The following is a 15,102-nucleotide window of genomic DNA, read 5'->3' as shown; positions in this document are numbered from 1 at the left end:
TGTGTCGCTGTGTCGCTGTCGGAGGGTCAGACGGCCAGGACGGCCTTCTCCTCGGCGAAGTGGCAGGCGGATTCGTGCGCGGCCAGCGACTTGGAGCCCTGGAAGCGCTCCGGGATGGCGAGCAGCGGCTCCTCCACGGAGCACTTCTCCTCGGCCTTCCAGCAGCGGGTGCGGAAGCGGCAGCCCGACGGCGGGTTGGCCGGCGAGGGGACGTCACCGGTGAGGATGATCCGCTCGCGGCCCTCGCGGGCGGCCGGGTCCGGCACCGGCACCGCGGAGAGCAGTGCCTGGGTGTACGGGTGGGTCGGGTGCTCGTAGATCTGCTCGTCGGTGCCGATCTCGGCCATCTTGCCGAGGTACATGACGCCGACGCGGTCCGAGATGTGCCGGACGATCGACAGGTCGTGCGCGATGAAGATGTAGGAGAGGTTGAACTCCTCCTGCAGCTTCTCCATCAGGTTGATGACCTGGGCCTGCACCGATACGTCGAGCGCGGAGACCGGCTCGTCGCAGATGATGATCTCCGGGTTGAGCGCGAGGCCGCGGGCGATGCCGATGCGCTGGCGCTGGCCGCCGGAGAACTGGTGCGGGTACCGGTTGATGTACTCCGGGTTGAGGCCGACGACGTCGAGGAGTTCCTGCACCTTGCGGCGCCGGTCGCCCTTGGGGGCCACCTCGGGGTGGATGTCGTAGGTCTCGCCGATGATGTCGCCGACCGTCATGCGCGGGTTCAGCGAGGTGTACGGGTCCTGGAACACCATCTGGATGTTGCGGCGGACGGCCTTCAGGGCGCGGCCGGACAGCTTGGTGATGTCCTGGCCCTTGTAGAAGACCTCGCCGGCGGTGGCGCGTTCCAGGTTCATCAGCAGCTTGGCGACGGTGGACTTGCCACAGCCGGACTCGCCGACGATGCCGAGGGTCTCGCCCTGGTACAGGTCGAAGGAGATCCCGTCGACGGCCTTGACGGCGCCGACCTGCTTCTTGAACAGGACTCCCTGGGTCAGCGGGAAGTGCTTGACCAGGCCGCGGACCTGGAGGATCGGCTCCCGTGCGGGGGCGTTGGTGAGCTCAGCCATGGAGCTGCTCCTTCCAGAAGTGGCAGGCGCTGTGACGGCCGGCCAGCTCGCTGCCGTCCTGCTCGCTGACGGGCTGCAGTGCGGGGATCTCGGACCGGCAGATGTCCTGCGCCGCGGGGCAGCGCGGGCTGAACGAGCAGCCGGTGGGCAGGCGCAGCAGGTTCGGCGGCAGGCCCTTGATCGCGAAGAGCTCCTGGCCCTTCTGGTCCAGGCGCGGGATCGAGTCCAGCAGGCCCCGGGTGTACGGGTGCGCCGGGCGCTTGTAGATCTCGTGGACCGGAGCGGTCTCGACGATCCGGCCGGCGTACATGACCGCGATCTTGTCCGCGACGTCGGCGACCACGCCGAGGTCGTGGGTGATCAGGATCAGGCCCATGTTCAGTTCGCGCTGGAGCTCGGCGAGCAGGTCCATGACCTGGGCCTGGACGGTGACGTCCAGGGCGGTCGTCGGCTCGTCCGCGATGATCAGGTCGGGCTCCAGCGCGATCGCCATGGCGATCATGATGCGCTGGCGCATACCGCCGGAGAAGTGGTGCGGGTAGTCGTCGACCCGCTCCTTCGCCGCCGGGATCTTGACCTTCTCCATCAGCTCGATGGCCTTGAGCCGGGCGTCCTTCTTCGACATGCCCTCGTGGACGCGGAACATCTCGCCCAGCTGGTAGCCGACGGTGAGCACCGGGTTCAGGGAGGACAGGGCGTCCTGGAAGATCATGGCGATCTTCCGGCCGCGCAGCTTGCGCCGCTCCTCGAAGCTCATCTTGAGCATGTCCTGGCCGCGGAAGAGGATCTCGCCCTGCGGGATCTTGCCGGGGGGCATGTCGAGGATGCCCATGATGGCCTGGGCCGTCACGGACTTGCCGGAGCCGGACTCACCGAGGACGGCGAGGGTCTCGCCGGCGCTCACGGAGTAGTTGACGCCGTTGACTGCCTTGGCCACACCGTCGCGGGTGTGGAACTCGACGTGCAGGTCGCGCACTTCGAGGAGCGGCGTCTGCGGGGCCCCGTCACGCGGGGAGGGAAGGCTGGAGGTGTTGTCCATAGTGATCACTTACGCCCTCCTCAGCGCAGCTTGGGGTCGAGGGCGTTGCGGACCGCTTCGCCGAGCATGATGAAGGCGAGGACGGTGATGCTGAGCATGATCGAGGGGTACAGCAGGATGTGCTGGGCCACTCGGATCTGCTGCGAACCGGCGGAGATGTCCACGCCCCACGAGATGGTCGGCGACGCGAGGCCCAGACCCAGGTAGGACAGGGTGGCCTCGGCCGCGATGTAGCCACCGAGCGCGATCGTGGCGACCACGATCACCGGGGCCATGGCGTTCGGCAGGATGTGCTTGATCAGGATCCGCGTGGTGCCGGCGCCGAGGGCCTTGGCGGCGTGCACGTAGTCGGCCTGCTTCACGGTGATGACCGCGCCGCGCATGACGCGGTTGATCTGCGTCCAGCCGAGGAAGGCCAGGGCGAAGACGACCGTCCACACGGTGCGGTCGGTGAAGGCCTGGAGGACGACCATCGCGCCGAGCAGGAACGGGATGCCGAAGAAGATGTCGGTGATGCGCGACATGATCGCGTCGGTGACGCCGCCGAAGTAACCGGCGATCATGCCGGTGATGCTGCCGAGCACGGTGACGATCGCGGTCACGGAGATCGCGACGATGACCGAGGCGCGGGTGCCGTAGATGAGCCGCGCGTAGACGCTGCGTCCCTGGCCGTCCCAGCCGAGCCACTCGGGAGAACCGACCTTGGCCAGCTCCGGCTTGCCGAGGAAGTGGTTGACCAGGTCGCCCTTGGTGGGGTCGATGCTGGTGAACCAGCCCGGGAAGGCGGCGATCACGAGGAGCACGAAGATCAGCGCCGAGGAAATGACGAAGTACGGGTTGCGACGCAGGTCGGCCCAGGCGTCGCCCCAGAGGCTGCGTGCCTTCTCGGCCTTCGCCGGCTCCACCGGGGCGGCGGGCGCCCCGGAGGTCTCGGCCGCCACGATGTCGGTCTTGGTCAGATCAGGCATACCGGATCCTCGGGTCCATGACCGCGTAGAGGAGGTCGACGAGCAGGCTGGCTATCAGGTAGACCACGACGAGGACGGTGACGACACCGACCACGGTCTGGCCTTCACGGCGGACGACCGATTCGTAGATCAGACCGCCGACGCCGTGGACGTTGAAGATGCCTTCGGTGACGAGGGCGCCGCCCATCAGGGCGCCGATGTCGGTGCCGAGGAAGGTGACGACGGGGATCATCGAGTTGCGCATGAGGTGCACACCGATGACGCGGCGCTTGGGCAGGCCCTTGGCCACGGCGGTGCGGACGTAGTCCGCGCGCAGGTTCTCCGCCATCGAGGTGCGCGTCAGGCGGGCCACGTAGGCGAGCGAGAGCGAGCCGAGCACGATGGCCGGCGCGAGCAGTTCGCCCCAGGTCTCGTCGTTGCTGACGTTCGGCTCGATCCAGCCGAGCTGGAAGGCGAACACCGACTTGACGATGAAGCCGAGGACGAAGACCGGCATCGAGATGATCAGCAGGGTGAGGATCAGGATCAGGTTGTCGGCGAGCTTGCCGGCCTTGAGGCCGGCGACGATGCCGAGGGTCAGACCCAGGACGATCTCGATCGCGAACGCCAGGAACGCCAGCCGCAGCGTGACCGGGAAGGCCGCGCCGACCACTTCGGTGATCTCACGTCCACTGCGGATCTGGGACCCGAAGTCGAAGTGGAACAGGATGCCGGTGATGTAGTTGTAGTACTGCTGCCACAACGGCAGGTCCAGGCCGTGCTGCTTACGCAGGGCGGCCAGCGTTGCGGGGTCGGTGCCCTTGTCCCCGAAGAGTCCGGCCACGGGATCGCCGGGCAGGCTGTACACCATCAAAAAGATGAGCAGGGTCGTCCCGAAGAAGACCGGGATCATCTGGAGCAGTCGTCGTGCGACATAGCGCCCCATCATGCCTCCGTAGAAGATGCGGCAGGCGCAGCCGGACGGGCCCTTTCGCCACGCACGCGCGTGACGGATCCGTCACTGCGTCGCGAAAGGGCCCCCCGGGCGCTGCATGTAGGCCCGAATGTGGGCCGGCTCCCCGCCGGCCCACATCCGTCGAAAGGAATTACGCGGTAGGACTTACTTCTTGACCTCGACCTGGTCGAGGATCGGGTCGCCGTCCTGGGCGTACTTCACGTTCTGGACCTTCTCGGAGTAGCCCGCGTTGACCTTGTAGTACCAGAGCGGGATGGAAGGCATGTAGTTGACGAGTTCCTTCTCGATGGCCTGGTAGGCCTTCACGGACTCGTCGAGGGTCGCGGCGCTGTCCGCCGCGGCGATCTTGGCGTCGAGCTCGGGGCTGCTGAAGCCACCCTGGTTGCCGCCGGCGCCCGTACGGAACAGGTCGCTGATGAAGTTGGCGTTCACCGGGTAGTCGAGGACCCAGCCGGAGCGGTAGATCGACTTGACCTGCTTGGACTTGCGGGCCTGGAGGTCGGCCTGGAAGTCCGGCTTGGCGTCACCGGTGCACTTGACGCCGGTGGACTGGGTGATGCTGCCGCAGACGGCCTCGACCCATTCCTTGTGACCGCCATCCGAGTTGAACTGGATGAAGATCTCGTTGTTCGGGACGCCGCCGCCCTCGGCGATGAGGGCCTTGGCCGCCGCCGGGTCGAACTTGGTGACGTCACCGGAGCCGGTCGGCGTGTAGCCGAGGACGCCCTTGGCGACCCAGCCGGTGGCCGGCTCGCGGGTGCCCTGGAGCACGGTCTTGGTGATGGTGTCGCGGTCGATCGCCTTCGACAGGCCCTGGATGACCTTCGGGTTGACCGGCTTCGGGGTCTTCCACTGGTCGGCGTAGAACGCGATGGCCAGCGTCTGGACGGCGGAGTACGCCTGGTCCACGGCGCGGTCACCGAGGTCGGCGCGGTAGACCGGGAGGTCCTTCGGGCTGATCTGACGCAGGACGTCGACGTTGCCCGACTTCAGGTCCTCGTAGGCGGTCTCGAGGGTGGTGTAGTTCTTGAGAATCACACCGCCGTTCTTCGCCTTGTCGACACCCTTGTAGTCGTCGAAGCGCGTGAGCTCGATCTGCTTCTTGTGCTCCCACGACTTGAACTTGTACGGGCCGTTGCCGACCGGCTTCTCACCGGCGGCCGCGGGGTCCGCGTAGAACGAGGCGGGCAGCGGGGAGAAGACCTCGTAGCCGAGCTTGTACGCGAAGTACGGCACCGCGTTGGCGAGCTCGATGGTGAAGGTGTTCTCGTCGACGATCTTCAGACCCTCGAGGGCGTCACCGGTGGGCTTGGCGCCCTCCGCCTCGGGGTGCAGGGCTTCGAAGCCCTTGATGTCGGCGAACCAGGACGCGTTGCCCTGCTTGTTGTTGATGTTCGCGGCCCAGTTCCACGCCTTGACGTAGGACTCGGCGGTCACCTTGGTGCCGTCGTGGAAGGTCCAGCCGGGCTTCAGCTTGACGGTCCAGAGCTTGCTGTCCGTGCTCGTGACCGACTCGGCGTTCACGTTGACGATCTTGCCGTCGGCGTCGTAGTCGACGAGCTGGGAGAACAGACCCGACATCGCGATCGAGCCGTTGGACTCCATCGTGTCGGCCGGCTGGAGGAGCTTCTCCGGCTCGCCCACCTCGATCGAGAAGATGCCGTTCGGGTCAACCTCACCCTTGGCGCCGGCCTTCTCGCCACCGCCGCCACAGGCAGTCGCTGCCAGGGCGACGACAATCGCGCCCGTTACCCACTTGGCGCTCTTGGCACCGCGCATGGGTTTCCTCCTCATGAGTCCACTGTCTGATGTGAAGGACACAGGCGCTTTTCGCCGACACCCCTGACGGCGATAGGACCGGTGTCCCGAGTGTGCTCGTGAGTCGACGCTCCCCACAGCGTGTGACCCATTGACCCGAGCTCAATGGAGCCATCCTCGAGGACGCCCTGACCGTAAACCACACTTAAGTGGTCTCGTTTTCACAACATCACACTACGGCTAAAACCCGAAATCCGGACAAACGGATAGGAGACAGACATGAACGAAACGGACTGTTAGCTCTTCTTCCGGAGTGTCACGGTCGGTATGCGGACACCGGACCCAAATAATCCGCTTGACAAAAGCGAACGGCCCCCTACGTCACGGTGTACGTGACGAAGGGGGCCGTTCACTTGAGGCGGCGGCGGGCAGGACCCAGGTGTGACCTAGGTCCTACGCGACTACTTGCCGGACTTGGCGCGCGAAGCGGTGCGCGAACGGTCCTTCTGGTCCAGGACGACCTTGCGGATGCGGACGGCCTCCGGGGTCACCTCGACGCACTCGTCGTCGCGGCAGAACTCCAGGGACTGCTCCAGGGAGAGCCTGCGCGGGGGCACCACGTTCTCGGTGTTGTCCGCCGAAGCCGCACGCATGTTGGTGAGCTTCTTCTCCTTGGTGATGTTCACGTCCATGTCGTCGGCGCGGGAGTTCTCGCCGACGATCATGCCCTCGTACACCTCGGTGCCGGGCTCGGTGAACAGGACGCCGCGCTCCTGCAGGTTGATCATCGCGAACGGCGTGACCGAACCGGAGCGGTCGGCGACCAGCGAACCGTTGTTACGGGTCACCAGCGGGCCGAACCACGGCTCGAGGCCCTCGTGGATCGAGTGGGCGATGCCCGTGCCGCGCGTACCGGTCAGGAACTCGGTACGGAAGCCGATGAGGCCGCGGGACGGGACGACGAACTCCATGCGGACCCAGCCGGAGCCGTGGTTCGACATGTTGTCCATGCGGCCCTTGCGGACGCCCATGAGCTGCGTGACCGCGCCCATGTGCTCCTCGGGGACGTCGACCGTCATGCGCTCGACCGGCTCGTGCACCTTGCCGTCGATCACCTGCGTGACCACCTGCGGCTTGCCGATGGTCAGCTCGAAGCCCTCGCGGCGCATCTGCTCGACCAGGATGGCGAGCGCGAGCTCACCACGGCCCTGGACCTCCCAGGCGTCGGGACGCTCGGTGTCGAGGACGCGGAGCGAGACGTTACCGACCAGCTCGCGGTCCAGACGGTCCTTGACCTGGCGGGCGGTGACCTTGCGGTCCTTGACCGCGGACTTGGCGTCCGCGCCCTTGCCGCTGCCGCCGCGGCCGACCATCGGGGAGGTGTTCGTACCGATGGTCATGGAGATCGCCGGCTCGTCGACCGAGATCAGCGGGAGCGCGATCGGGTTCTCCGGGTCGGCCAGGGTCTCGCCGATCATGATGTCGGGGAAACCGGCGACCGCACAGATGTCACCCGGGCCCGCCACCTCGGCCGGCTTGCGGGTGAGCGCCTCGGTCATCATCAGCTCGGTGATGCGGACGTTGGAGATGGTGCCGTCACGCTTGATCCACGCGACGGTCTGACCCTTGCGGAGCTCGCCCTGCTCGACGCGCACCAGCGCGATGCGGCCGAGGAAGTTGTCCGCGTCCAGGTTGGTGACGTGGGCCTGGAGGGGCGCCTCGTCGTCGTACACCGGGGCCGGGACGTGGGCCAGGATGGTGGAGAAGAAGGGCTCCAGGCTGTCGCTGTCCGCGGGGACGGTGCCGTCCTCCGGCTTGGTCAGCGAGGCCACGCCGTCACGGCCACAGGCGTAGACGATCGGGAACTCGATCTGGTCCTCGTCGGCGTCCAGGTCGAGGAAGAGGTCGTACGTCTCGTTGACGACCTCGTCGATCCGGGAGTCCGGGCGGTCCGTCTTGTTGATGCAGAGGATGACCGGCATCTTCGCCTGCAGGGCCTTGCGCAGGACGAAGCGGGTCTGGGGCAGGGGACCCTCGGAGGCGTCCACCAGCAGGACGACCGCGTCCACCATCGACAGACCGCGCTCGACCTCACCACCGAAGTCGGCGTGGCCGGGGGTGTCGATGATGTTGATCGTGATGGGCGCCCCGCCGTCCTTGGGGTGGTACTTCACCGCCGTGTTCTTGGCGAGGATCGTGATGCCCTTCTCACGCTCCAGGTCGTTCGAGTCCATCATGCGGTCGTCGAGGTGCTGGTGGGCGGCGAAGGCACCGGCCTGCTTGAGCATGGCATCGACGATGGTCGTCTTGCCATGGTCGACGTGGGCGACGATGGCGACGTTACGGATGTCGTGGCGCGTGGGCACTTCGGCGCTTCTCCCGGGATCGTGGATGGCGACGCGTACGGTCCGGCACGCGCGCCTCGACCGGGCGGAAAACCTGCCACGGCCTTACCCCATCGTACGTCGGCTGGCGGGAACCGCCTGCCGGGGGGTCTGTCAAGAGGCCGGACGACTGAGCAAGGCCGGGTCCTGGGTGGGGGGACCCGACCATGGGTGGAGCCTGTAAACACGCGGGTCAACGGGTACGTACGACCTTGCCCGCCGGGTGATCCGGCGGGCAAGGGACTTGAGTCACATCTGAGCTTGAGACCTTCGAATCAACCCCGGATGCACCTGTTCGTCATCACTTCTTCGCGCTATTTCTTCGCGTTACTTCTTCGGGTTCTTGTCCTTGGCCCCGGACGCCGGCTTCTTCCAGCCGATGTCCTGGTAGCGCGGAGCTCCGAGGCCGAAGGCGCCCGCGTTGATGAGACCCGGCTTCACGGCCACCAGCTCGGGGCGCTGGTAGAGCGGGATGGATCCGGCCGTCGCCCAGATCCGGGCGTCGGCCTTGCGCATCAGCTCGCGGGAGGCCGCCTCGTCCAGCTCGCCGAGCGCCTGGTCGAAGAGCTGGTCGATGTGGTCGGTGCCGACCCGGGTGTAGTTCTGTTCGACCAGGAGCGAGCCGTCGGCGGCCGGCTCCGGCTTGGCGAAGATGGGCCGGGCGTCGGTCGCCGGGTAGGCGGTCGCGGGCCACGAGTAGAGCGCCAGGTCGTACTGGCCCGAGGCGATGTGGTCCTTGAAGAAGCTCTCGTCGGCCACCTTGGTCAGCTCGGTCTGCACGCCGACCTTCTGGAGCATCTGGGCGATCCGCTCGCCGACCGTGCGCAGCGCCTCCGAGCCGGGACCGGCCGGCAGGACGAAGCGCAGGGCGAGCGGCTTGCCGTCCTTGGCGAGCATGCTGCCGGAGGTGCGTACGGCCTGCTTGGCGGGGGCCGGGGCGGGGCTCGCGTTGGCCGGGTCCGCCGGTTCGGCCGCGGTCTCGGCGTCGAGGGCCGGGCTGCGCTTGCCGTCGTCCACGGCGTCGGCCTGGGCCTCGGCCTGGGTGCGCAGGTGCTGCTCCTGGAGGTCGGCGAAGGGGGCCGGGGCGAGTACCGGGGAGGGGCGGTTCTGTCCGCTCCGCTCGCCCGCCGCGAAGGCGTCGGCGTCGACGATCTCCCCGTCGGGCCGCCCGTCGCCGGCCAGTCCGTCGCCGTTGCGCCCGTCCTCCTGGCCGACGATGTAGAGGCCGTCGTTGCCGGTGCCCGGGCCCGCGGCCGGGACGGCGGGCGTCTTGGAGTCGTCCGTCTCCTCGGAGGCCTCCGAGCCCGCCTTCGCGCCGGCCGGCTCGGTGATCTTGCCGCCCCGGCGCCAGCCGGCGTCCGCGAGCAGGGCCTGCGAGGCCTGGGTGTCCTGGCCGCCGAGGGCGTCGCTGTTGTCGGCGTACGCCTGCTGCCCGGCCAGCGCGAGGTGGCTGCCCACCGGCTTCGCGGGCAGGCCCAGCGGCTTGAGGACGATGTCGGCGAGCGCCTGGCGGTCCAGGGCGCGGGCCACGGCGCGGCGTACCCGCTCGTCGGCGAGGGGGCCGCTCGCCCCGTTCATGGCGAGCTGGGTGTAGGCGGGCTCCAGGGACTTGCGGACGGTGAAGCCGCGCAGGGCGCTCTGCTCCGCGGCGTACCGCTTCACCGACTCCGCGTGCTTCTGGCGGGTGTCCTGCGCCTCCTTGGCCTTGTCCTCGTCCAGGCCGAAGGCCAGCGCCCACGAGAGGGTGGCCTGCGCGGCCGTCACCGAGGCGGCCGGGCCGTGGGCCCCGTCGGCCTTGTCGGCGTCGCGGCGGGCCAGGGCGATCCGGTCGGCCCCGGTGCGGTCGATCTCCGCCAGGTCGAGCTTCCCGGCGGCCAGCGCGGCGGGGCGTTCGGAGCGGGGCACCGCGGTGAGGACCAGGGTGTCGAGCTTGGCGGGGCTGCCCCACCAGCGCGGGTTGCGGGTCAGCGAGGCCGTACCCGTCTTCTTGTCGATGGCGCCCAGCCCGAAGGGGCCCGCGGTGACCTTCAGGGCGCCCCGGGCTCCCTCGTTGAAAGCCTCCGGGGTGCCGGTGACCTGCTTGGGGTAAAGGGGGCTGAAGAGGGAGCGCCAGTCGGCGTACGGCCTGACGAAGGTGACCTTGACCTCCAGGTCCGTCTTGCCGCGCTCGATCTTCTCGATCCGGTCGTAGCCGGCGTTGCGCGCCGTCCAGTACGCGGAGTCCTTGCCGTTCAGGGCCCGCCACTGGGCGACGAAGTCGGCGGCGCCGATCTCGCGGCCGTCGCTCCAGACGGCCTGCTGGTTGAGCTTGTACAGGACGACCTGCTTGGGCTCCCGCTCGACGACCTCGGCCTTCTCCAGGTAGTCGGGGTTGGCCACCGGCCGCCCCTTGCCGTCCAGCACGAACAGCTGGGGCAGTACCGCCCCGGCGATCCGGTTGGTGGTGGCGTCCGCATCGGCCTGGAAGGCGTTGAGGGTGCCCGGCATGGAGTCCACGGCCCACCGCAGCACCCCGCCGTCCTTGACCTTGTCGCGGGTGCTGGCCGCGATGTCCTGGCCGGCGGCGGCCGGGCCTCCCTCGTCTTCACCCGCGCCGCAGCCCGCGAGCAGCGGCAGTGCAAGAACTCCCGAGGTCAGGAGCGCCAAGGACCTGCGCCTTCTCTGGGACATGGGTGGTACCTCCGGGACGGGGCGTGGGGGGAGCCGTGAAAGGGGGATGTTTCGATCACGTTCGGCGGTATATGGAGCTGATCACACTGGGTGCCGAAACCCACTGAAATCGACACCCCGCCGCACCCACCGCAGCCGACCCTCGCCACGCCGCGAACCCCACCCGTGCGGACCAATCCGGCTTGCTTTCCGGGCGGGCGTTCCCCCGTAAGAGGGATGAAAGGGGAGCGGAGAGGGCGCACGGTTCACGCCTGCGCGCCCGCAATCGCTGCACGTCCCTTCACAACCGGGGATATGAGGCGCGACACTCGCAGGCGCACATGAGCGTTGCCACCGCACCCAGCGGAAGTGAGGGCAAGTCATGTCCCTGCAAGATGATTTGACCGCCGTACGGCGCAACCTGAACGAGCTGGTCCGTTCCGTGGAACGGCTGGAGCGGGAGGTCGCGAACACGGCCCGTCAGGGGTCGGCCGCCTCCCGGCCTCCCGGCGAGGGCGCGATGGTCAGCGTCCCGGACACCCCGTACGACAGCGCGCTGTGGACGGACGCCGACGACGAGGGCCTCGGCGCCCGCGGCCGCCGCGCCCCCTGACCCGCCCCTCCCGCGCACCCCTCCCGCACACCCACCACGCACCCCGCCACGCACCCCGCCGGACCCGGTCACCCGCAGCGACGGCGGCCGGGTCCCCGGGGGCACCCCTCATCACTCCACCCGGAGTCCCTCTTGGCCACAGGCACCCAACCATCCCCACAGCGGCCCGGCGGCGTCCACGACGCCTCGCGGGCCGCGATCGCGGCCCGGCACCTGCGGACCGACCGGTGGTGGCTCTCGCCCGCCGGCACCGCGGCCGGGCTGTTCGCCTTCATCGTCTACTCGACCTGGCGGGCCTTCGCCAACGCCGACTACTACGCGGCGCCGTACGTCTCCCCGTTCTACTCCCCGTGCCTCGCGGAGAACTGCGCGGACATGCGCGGCGGCCCGAACCTCGACCTCTTCGGCAGCTGGTGGGGTCTGTCCCCCGCGCTGCTGGTCCTGGTCTTCCCGCTCGGCTTCCGGCTGACCTGCTACTACTACCGCAAGGCCTACTACCGGGGCTTCTGGGCCTCGCCGCCCGCCTGCGCCGTCGCCGAGCCGCACGCCTCGTACAGCGGTGAGACCCGCTTCCCGCTGATCTTCCAGAACATGCACCGGTACTTCTTCTACGCGGCGGTCCCGGTCGCGGGCATCCTCACCTACGACACCGTGCTGACCTTCCGAAACGAGCAGTACGAGTGGGGCCACATGGGCCTCGGAACGCTGCTCTTCGTCGTCAACATCGCGCTGATCTGGGCCTACACCCTGTCCTGCCACTCCTGCCGGCACATCATGGGCGGCCGCCTCAAGCACTTCTCAAAACACCCGGTCCGCTACCGGCTGTGGGGCTGGATCAGCCGCCTCAACACCCGTCACATGCAGCTGGCGTGGGCCTCCCTGATCAGCGTCGCCGCGTGCGACTTCTACGTCTACCTGGTGGCCAGCGGCGCCTTCTCCGACCCGAGGATCTTCTAGTGACCCAAGTGGAACGGCAGCAGTGGGACGTGGTCGTGGTCGGGGCCGGCGGCGCCGGGCTGCGGGCCGCGATCGAGGCGCGCGAGCGGGGCGCCCGTACGGCCGTGATCTGCAAATCCCTCTTCGGCAAGGCCCACACCGTGATGGCGGAGGGCGGGATCGCCGCCTCCATGGGCAACGTCAACGAGGGCGACAACTGGCAGGTGCACTTCCGCGACACGATGCGCGGCGGCAAGTTCCTGAACCAGTGGCGGATGGCGGAGCTGCACGCCAAGGAGGCGCCGGACCGGGTCTGGGAGCTGGAGACCTGGGGCGCGCTCTTCGACCGCACGCCGGACGGGAAGATATCGCAGCGCAACTTCGGCGGGCACGAGTACCCGCGGCTCGCGCACGTCGGCGACCGGACCGGGCTGGAGCTGATCCGCACCCTCCAGCAGAAGATCGTCCAGCTCCAGCAGGAAGACTTCAAGGAGTACGGGGACTACGAGGCCCGGCTCAAGGTCTTCCAGGAGTGCACGGTCACGCGCGTCATGAAGGACGGCGAGAGGGTCTCCGGGACCTTCTGCTACGAGCGCGAGACCGGGCGGTTCTTCGTCCTGGAGGCCCCGGCGGTGGTGCTGGCCACGGGCGGGATCGGGAAGTCCTTCAAGACCACGTCCAACTCGTGGGAGTACACCGGTGACGGCCACGCGCTGGCGCTGCTCGCCGGGGCGCCGCTGCTGAACATGGAGTTCGTGCAGTTCCACCCGACCGGCATGGTCTGGCCGCCCTCGGTCAAGGGCATCCTCGTCACCGAGTCGGTGCGCGGCGACGGCGGGGTGCTGCGCAACAGCGAGGGCAAGCGGTTCATGTTCGATTACATCCCGGACGTGTTCAAGGAGAAGTACGCGCAGTCCGAGGAGGAGGGCGACCGCTGGTACGAGGACCCCGACCACAACCGGCGTCCGCCCGAGCTGCTCCCCCGCGACGAGGTGGCCCGCGCCATCAACTCCGAGGTCAAGGCCGGGCGCGGGTCCCCGCACGGCGGGGTGTTCCTCGACGTGTCCACCCGGATGCCGGCCGAGAAGATCAAACGGCGGCTGCCGTCGATGTACCACCAGTTCAAGGAGCTGGCGGACGTGGACATCACCGCCGAGCCGATGGAGGTCGGCCCGACCTGCCACTACGTGATGGGCGGCATCGCGGTCGAGTCCGACACGGCCGCCACCCTCGGGGTACCGGGACTGTTCGCCGCCGGTGAGGTCGCGGGCGGCATGCACGGCTCGAACCGGCTCGGCGGGAACTCCCTCTCCGACCTGCTGGTCTTCGGCCGCCGGGCCGGGCTGCACGCGGCCGAGTACGCCGCGCGGGACGCCCCGGCCGTCGGCGGGCGGCCCGAGGTGTCCCAGGCGCAGATCGACGCGGCGGCCGCGGAGGCGCTGGCCCCGTTCCACGCCGCCGAGGGCGCGGAGAACCCGTACACCCTGCACCAGGAGCTCCAGACGGCGATGAACGACCTCGTCGGGATCATCCGCCGCGAGGGCGAGATGGCCCAGGCCCTGGAGAAGCTCGCGGCCCTGCGCGTACGGGCCTCCCGGGCCGGGGTCGAGGGGCACCGGCAGTTCAACCCGGGCTGGCACCTGGCCCTGGACCTGCGCAACATGCTGCTCGTCAGCGAGTGCGTGGCCCGCGCGGCCCTGGAGCGCACCGAGAGCCGGGGCGGGCACACCCGTGAGGACTGCCCGGCGATGGAACGTTCCTGGCGGCCCGTGAACCTGCTGTGCCGGCCGGTCGACCCGGCCCCCTCGGATCCCGCGGCCGACCGGATCGAGCTGACCCGGGTGCGCACCGATCCCATCCGATCCGACCTGCTCGCGCTCTTCGAGAAGGAAGAGCTGGTCAAGTACCTCGCCGAAGAGGAGCTGTACGAGTGAGTAGCTACGATGCCGCGTTCCGGATCTGGCGGGGCGACGCGAAGGGCGGTGAGCTGCGCGACTTCACCGTGGAGGTGAACGACGGGGAGGTGGTCTTGGACATCGTCCACCGGCTCCAGGCCACCCAGGCGTCCGACCTCGCGGTGCGGTGGAACTGCAAGGCGGGCAAGTGCGGTTCGTGCAGCGCGGAGGTCAACGGGCGGCCGCGGCTGATGTGCATGACGCGGATGTCGACCTTCTCCCGCGAGGAGACGATCACCGTGACCCCGCTGCGGGCCTTCCCGGTCGTCCGCGATCTGGTGACGGACGTGTCCTTCAACTACCAGAAGGCGCGCGAGGTGCCCGCGTTCGTGCCGCCCGCGGGGGTGGCTCCGGGCGAGTACCGGATGCAGCAGATCGACGTGGAGCGCTCGCAGGAGTTCAGGAAGTGCATCGAGTGCTTCCTGTGCCAGGACACCTGTCACGTGGTGCGCGACCACGAGGAGAACAAGGGGGCCTTCGCCGGTCCGCGCTTCCTGATGCGGGTGGCGGAGCTGGACATGCACCCGCTGGACGCGGCGGCCGAGGCGGGCCTGGACCGCAAGCGCACGGCGCAGGAGGAGCACGGGCTCGGCTACTGCAACATCACCAAGTGCTGCACGGAGGTCTGCCCGGAGGGGATCAAGATCACCGACAACGCCCTGATCCCACTGAAGGAGCGGGCCGTGGACCGCAAGTACGACCCGCTCGTGTGGCTGGGAAGCAAGATCCGGCGGCGTTCAGGCACATAGCCGCCCCCAGCCGTTCACTT

11 protein-coding genes are annotated in these 15,102 nt (G+C 68.6%); 4 read left to right on the top strand and 7 right to left on the bottom strand.

The genetic code is table 11. The features are described 5' to 3' along the window. Nucleotides 1–26: 26 nt before the first annotated feature. The 7 genes from ACIQV3_RS12775 to ACIQV3_RS12745 all read right to left on the bottom strand — a co-directional run bounded on the left by ACIQV3_RS12775 (nt 27) and on the right by ACIQV3_RS12745 (nt 10,850). Nucleotides 27–1,076 carry an ABC transporter ATP-binding protein gene (locus ACIQV3_RS12775; RefSeq protein ID WP_403712428.1) on the bottom strand — a complete coding sequence of 350 codons (1,050 nt, stop codon included), beginning with the start codon at nt 1,074–1,076 and terminating at the stop codon, nt 27–29. Beyond that, nucleotides 1,069–2,115, bottom strand: coding sequence for an ABC transporter ATP-binding protein (locus ACIQV3_RS12770; protein WP_403712606.1), 1,047 nt, complete (start codon nt 2,113–2,115; stop codon nt 1,069–1,071). The genes ACIQV3_RS12775 and ACIQV3_RS12770 overlap by 8 nt, the downstream gene beginning before the upstream one ends. Before the next feature lie 20 nt (nt 2,116–2,135). Further along, nucleotides 2,136–3,083 carry an ABC transporter permease gene (locus tag ACIQV3_RS12765; RefSeq protein WP_403712427.1) on the bottom strand — a complete coding sequence of 316 codons (948 nt, stop codon included), beginning with the start codon at nt 3,081–3,083 and terminating at the stop codon, nt 2,136–2,138. Beyond that, on the bottom strand, nt 3,076–4,008 hold the full coding sequence (locus ACIQV3_RS12760) for an ABC transporter permease (RefSeq protein ID WP_403712605.1): 933 nt from the start codon (nt 4,006–4,008) through the stop codon (nt 3,076–3,078). Before ACIQV3_RS12760 ends, ACIQV3_RS12765 begins: the two co-directional genes overlap by 8 nt. A gap of 174 nt (nt 4,009–4,182) precedes the next feature. After that, nucleotides 4,183–5,817, bottom strand: a complete 1,635-nt coding sequence (locus ACIQV3_RS12755; RefSeq protein WP_403712426.1) for an ABC transporter substrate-binding protein — start codon at nt 5,815–5,817, stop codon at nt 4,183–4,185. Nucleotides 5,818–6,257: 440 nt separating this feature from the next. Further along, nucleotides 6,258–8,162 carry a translational GTPase TypA gene (typA, locus tag ACIQV3_RS12750; protein WP_327304774.1) on the bottom strand — a complete coding sequence of 635 codons (1,905 nt, stop codon included), beginning with the start codon at nt 8,160–8,162 and terminating at the stop codon, nt 6,258–6,260. A 345-nt stretch (nt 8,163–8,507) separates the two neighbouring features. Next, nucleotides 8,508–10,850 (bottom strand): ABC transporter family substrate-binding protein, encoded by a 2,343-nt coding sequence (locus ACIQV3_RS12745; protein ID WP_403712425.1) that lies wholly within the window; start codon nt 10,848–10,850, stop codon nt 8,508–8,510. Between the two features lie 361 nt (nt 10,851–11,211). Between ACIQV3_RS12745 and ACIQV3_RS12740 the strand changes: the two genes are divergently transcribed. From ACIQV3_RS12740 to ACIQV3_RS12725, 4 genes are all read left to right on the top strand, one after another. Then, nucleotides 11,212–11,442: a hypothetical protein gene (locus ACIQV3_RS12740; RefSeq protein ID WP_403712424.1), complete on the top strand. Its 231-nt coding sequence runs from the start codon at nt 11,212–11,214 to the stop codon at nt 11,440–11,442. Nucleotides 11,443–11,574: 132 nt separating this feature from the next. Next, on the top strand, nt 11,575–12,399 hold the full coding sequence (locus ACIQV3_RS12735) for a hypothetical protein (protein ID WP_403712423.1): 825 nt from the start codon (nt 11,575–11,577) through the stop codon (nt 12,397–12,399). Next, nucleotides 12,399–14,312, top strand: a complete 1,914-nt coding sequence (locus ACIQV3_RS12730; RefSeq protein ID WP_403712422.1) for a fumarate reductase/succinate dehydrogenase flavoprotein subunit — start codon at nt 12,399–12,401, stop codon at nt 14,310–14,312. Before ACIQV3_RS12735 ends, ACIQV3_RS12730 begins: the two co-directional genes overlap by 1 nt. Then, nucleotides 14,309–15,082, top strand: coding sequence for a succinate dehydrogenase/fumarate reductase iron-sulfur subunit (locus tag ACIQV3_RS12725; RefSeq protein WP_403712421.1), 774 nt, complete (start codon nt 14,309–14,311; stop codon nt 15,080–15,082). Before ACIQV3_RS12730 ends, ACIQV3_RS12725 begins: the two co-directional genes overlap by 4 nt. Nucleotides 15,083–15,102 lie beyond the last annotated feature (20 nt).

Origin of the sequence: Streptomyces sp. NPDC099050 (assembly GCF_044759865.1) — a bacterium.
In the GTDB taxonomy this organism is placed as follows: domain Bacteria; phylum Actinomycetota; class Actinomycetes; order Streptomycetales; family Streptomycetaceae; genus Streptomyces.
The sequence above is the reverse complement of the archived record's forward strand: the minus strand, read 5'-3'. Positions and strand labels throughout refer to the sequence as shown.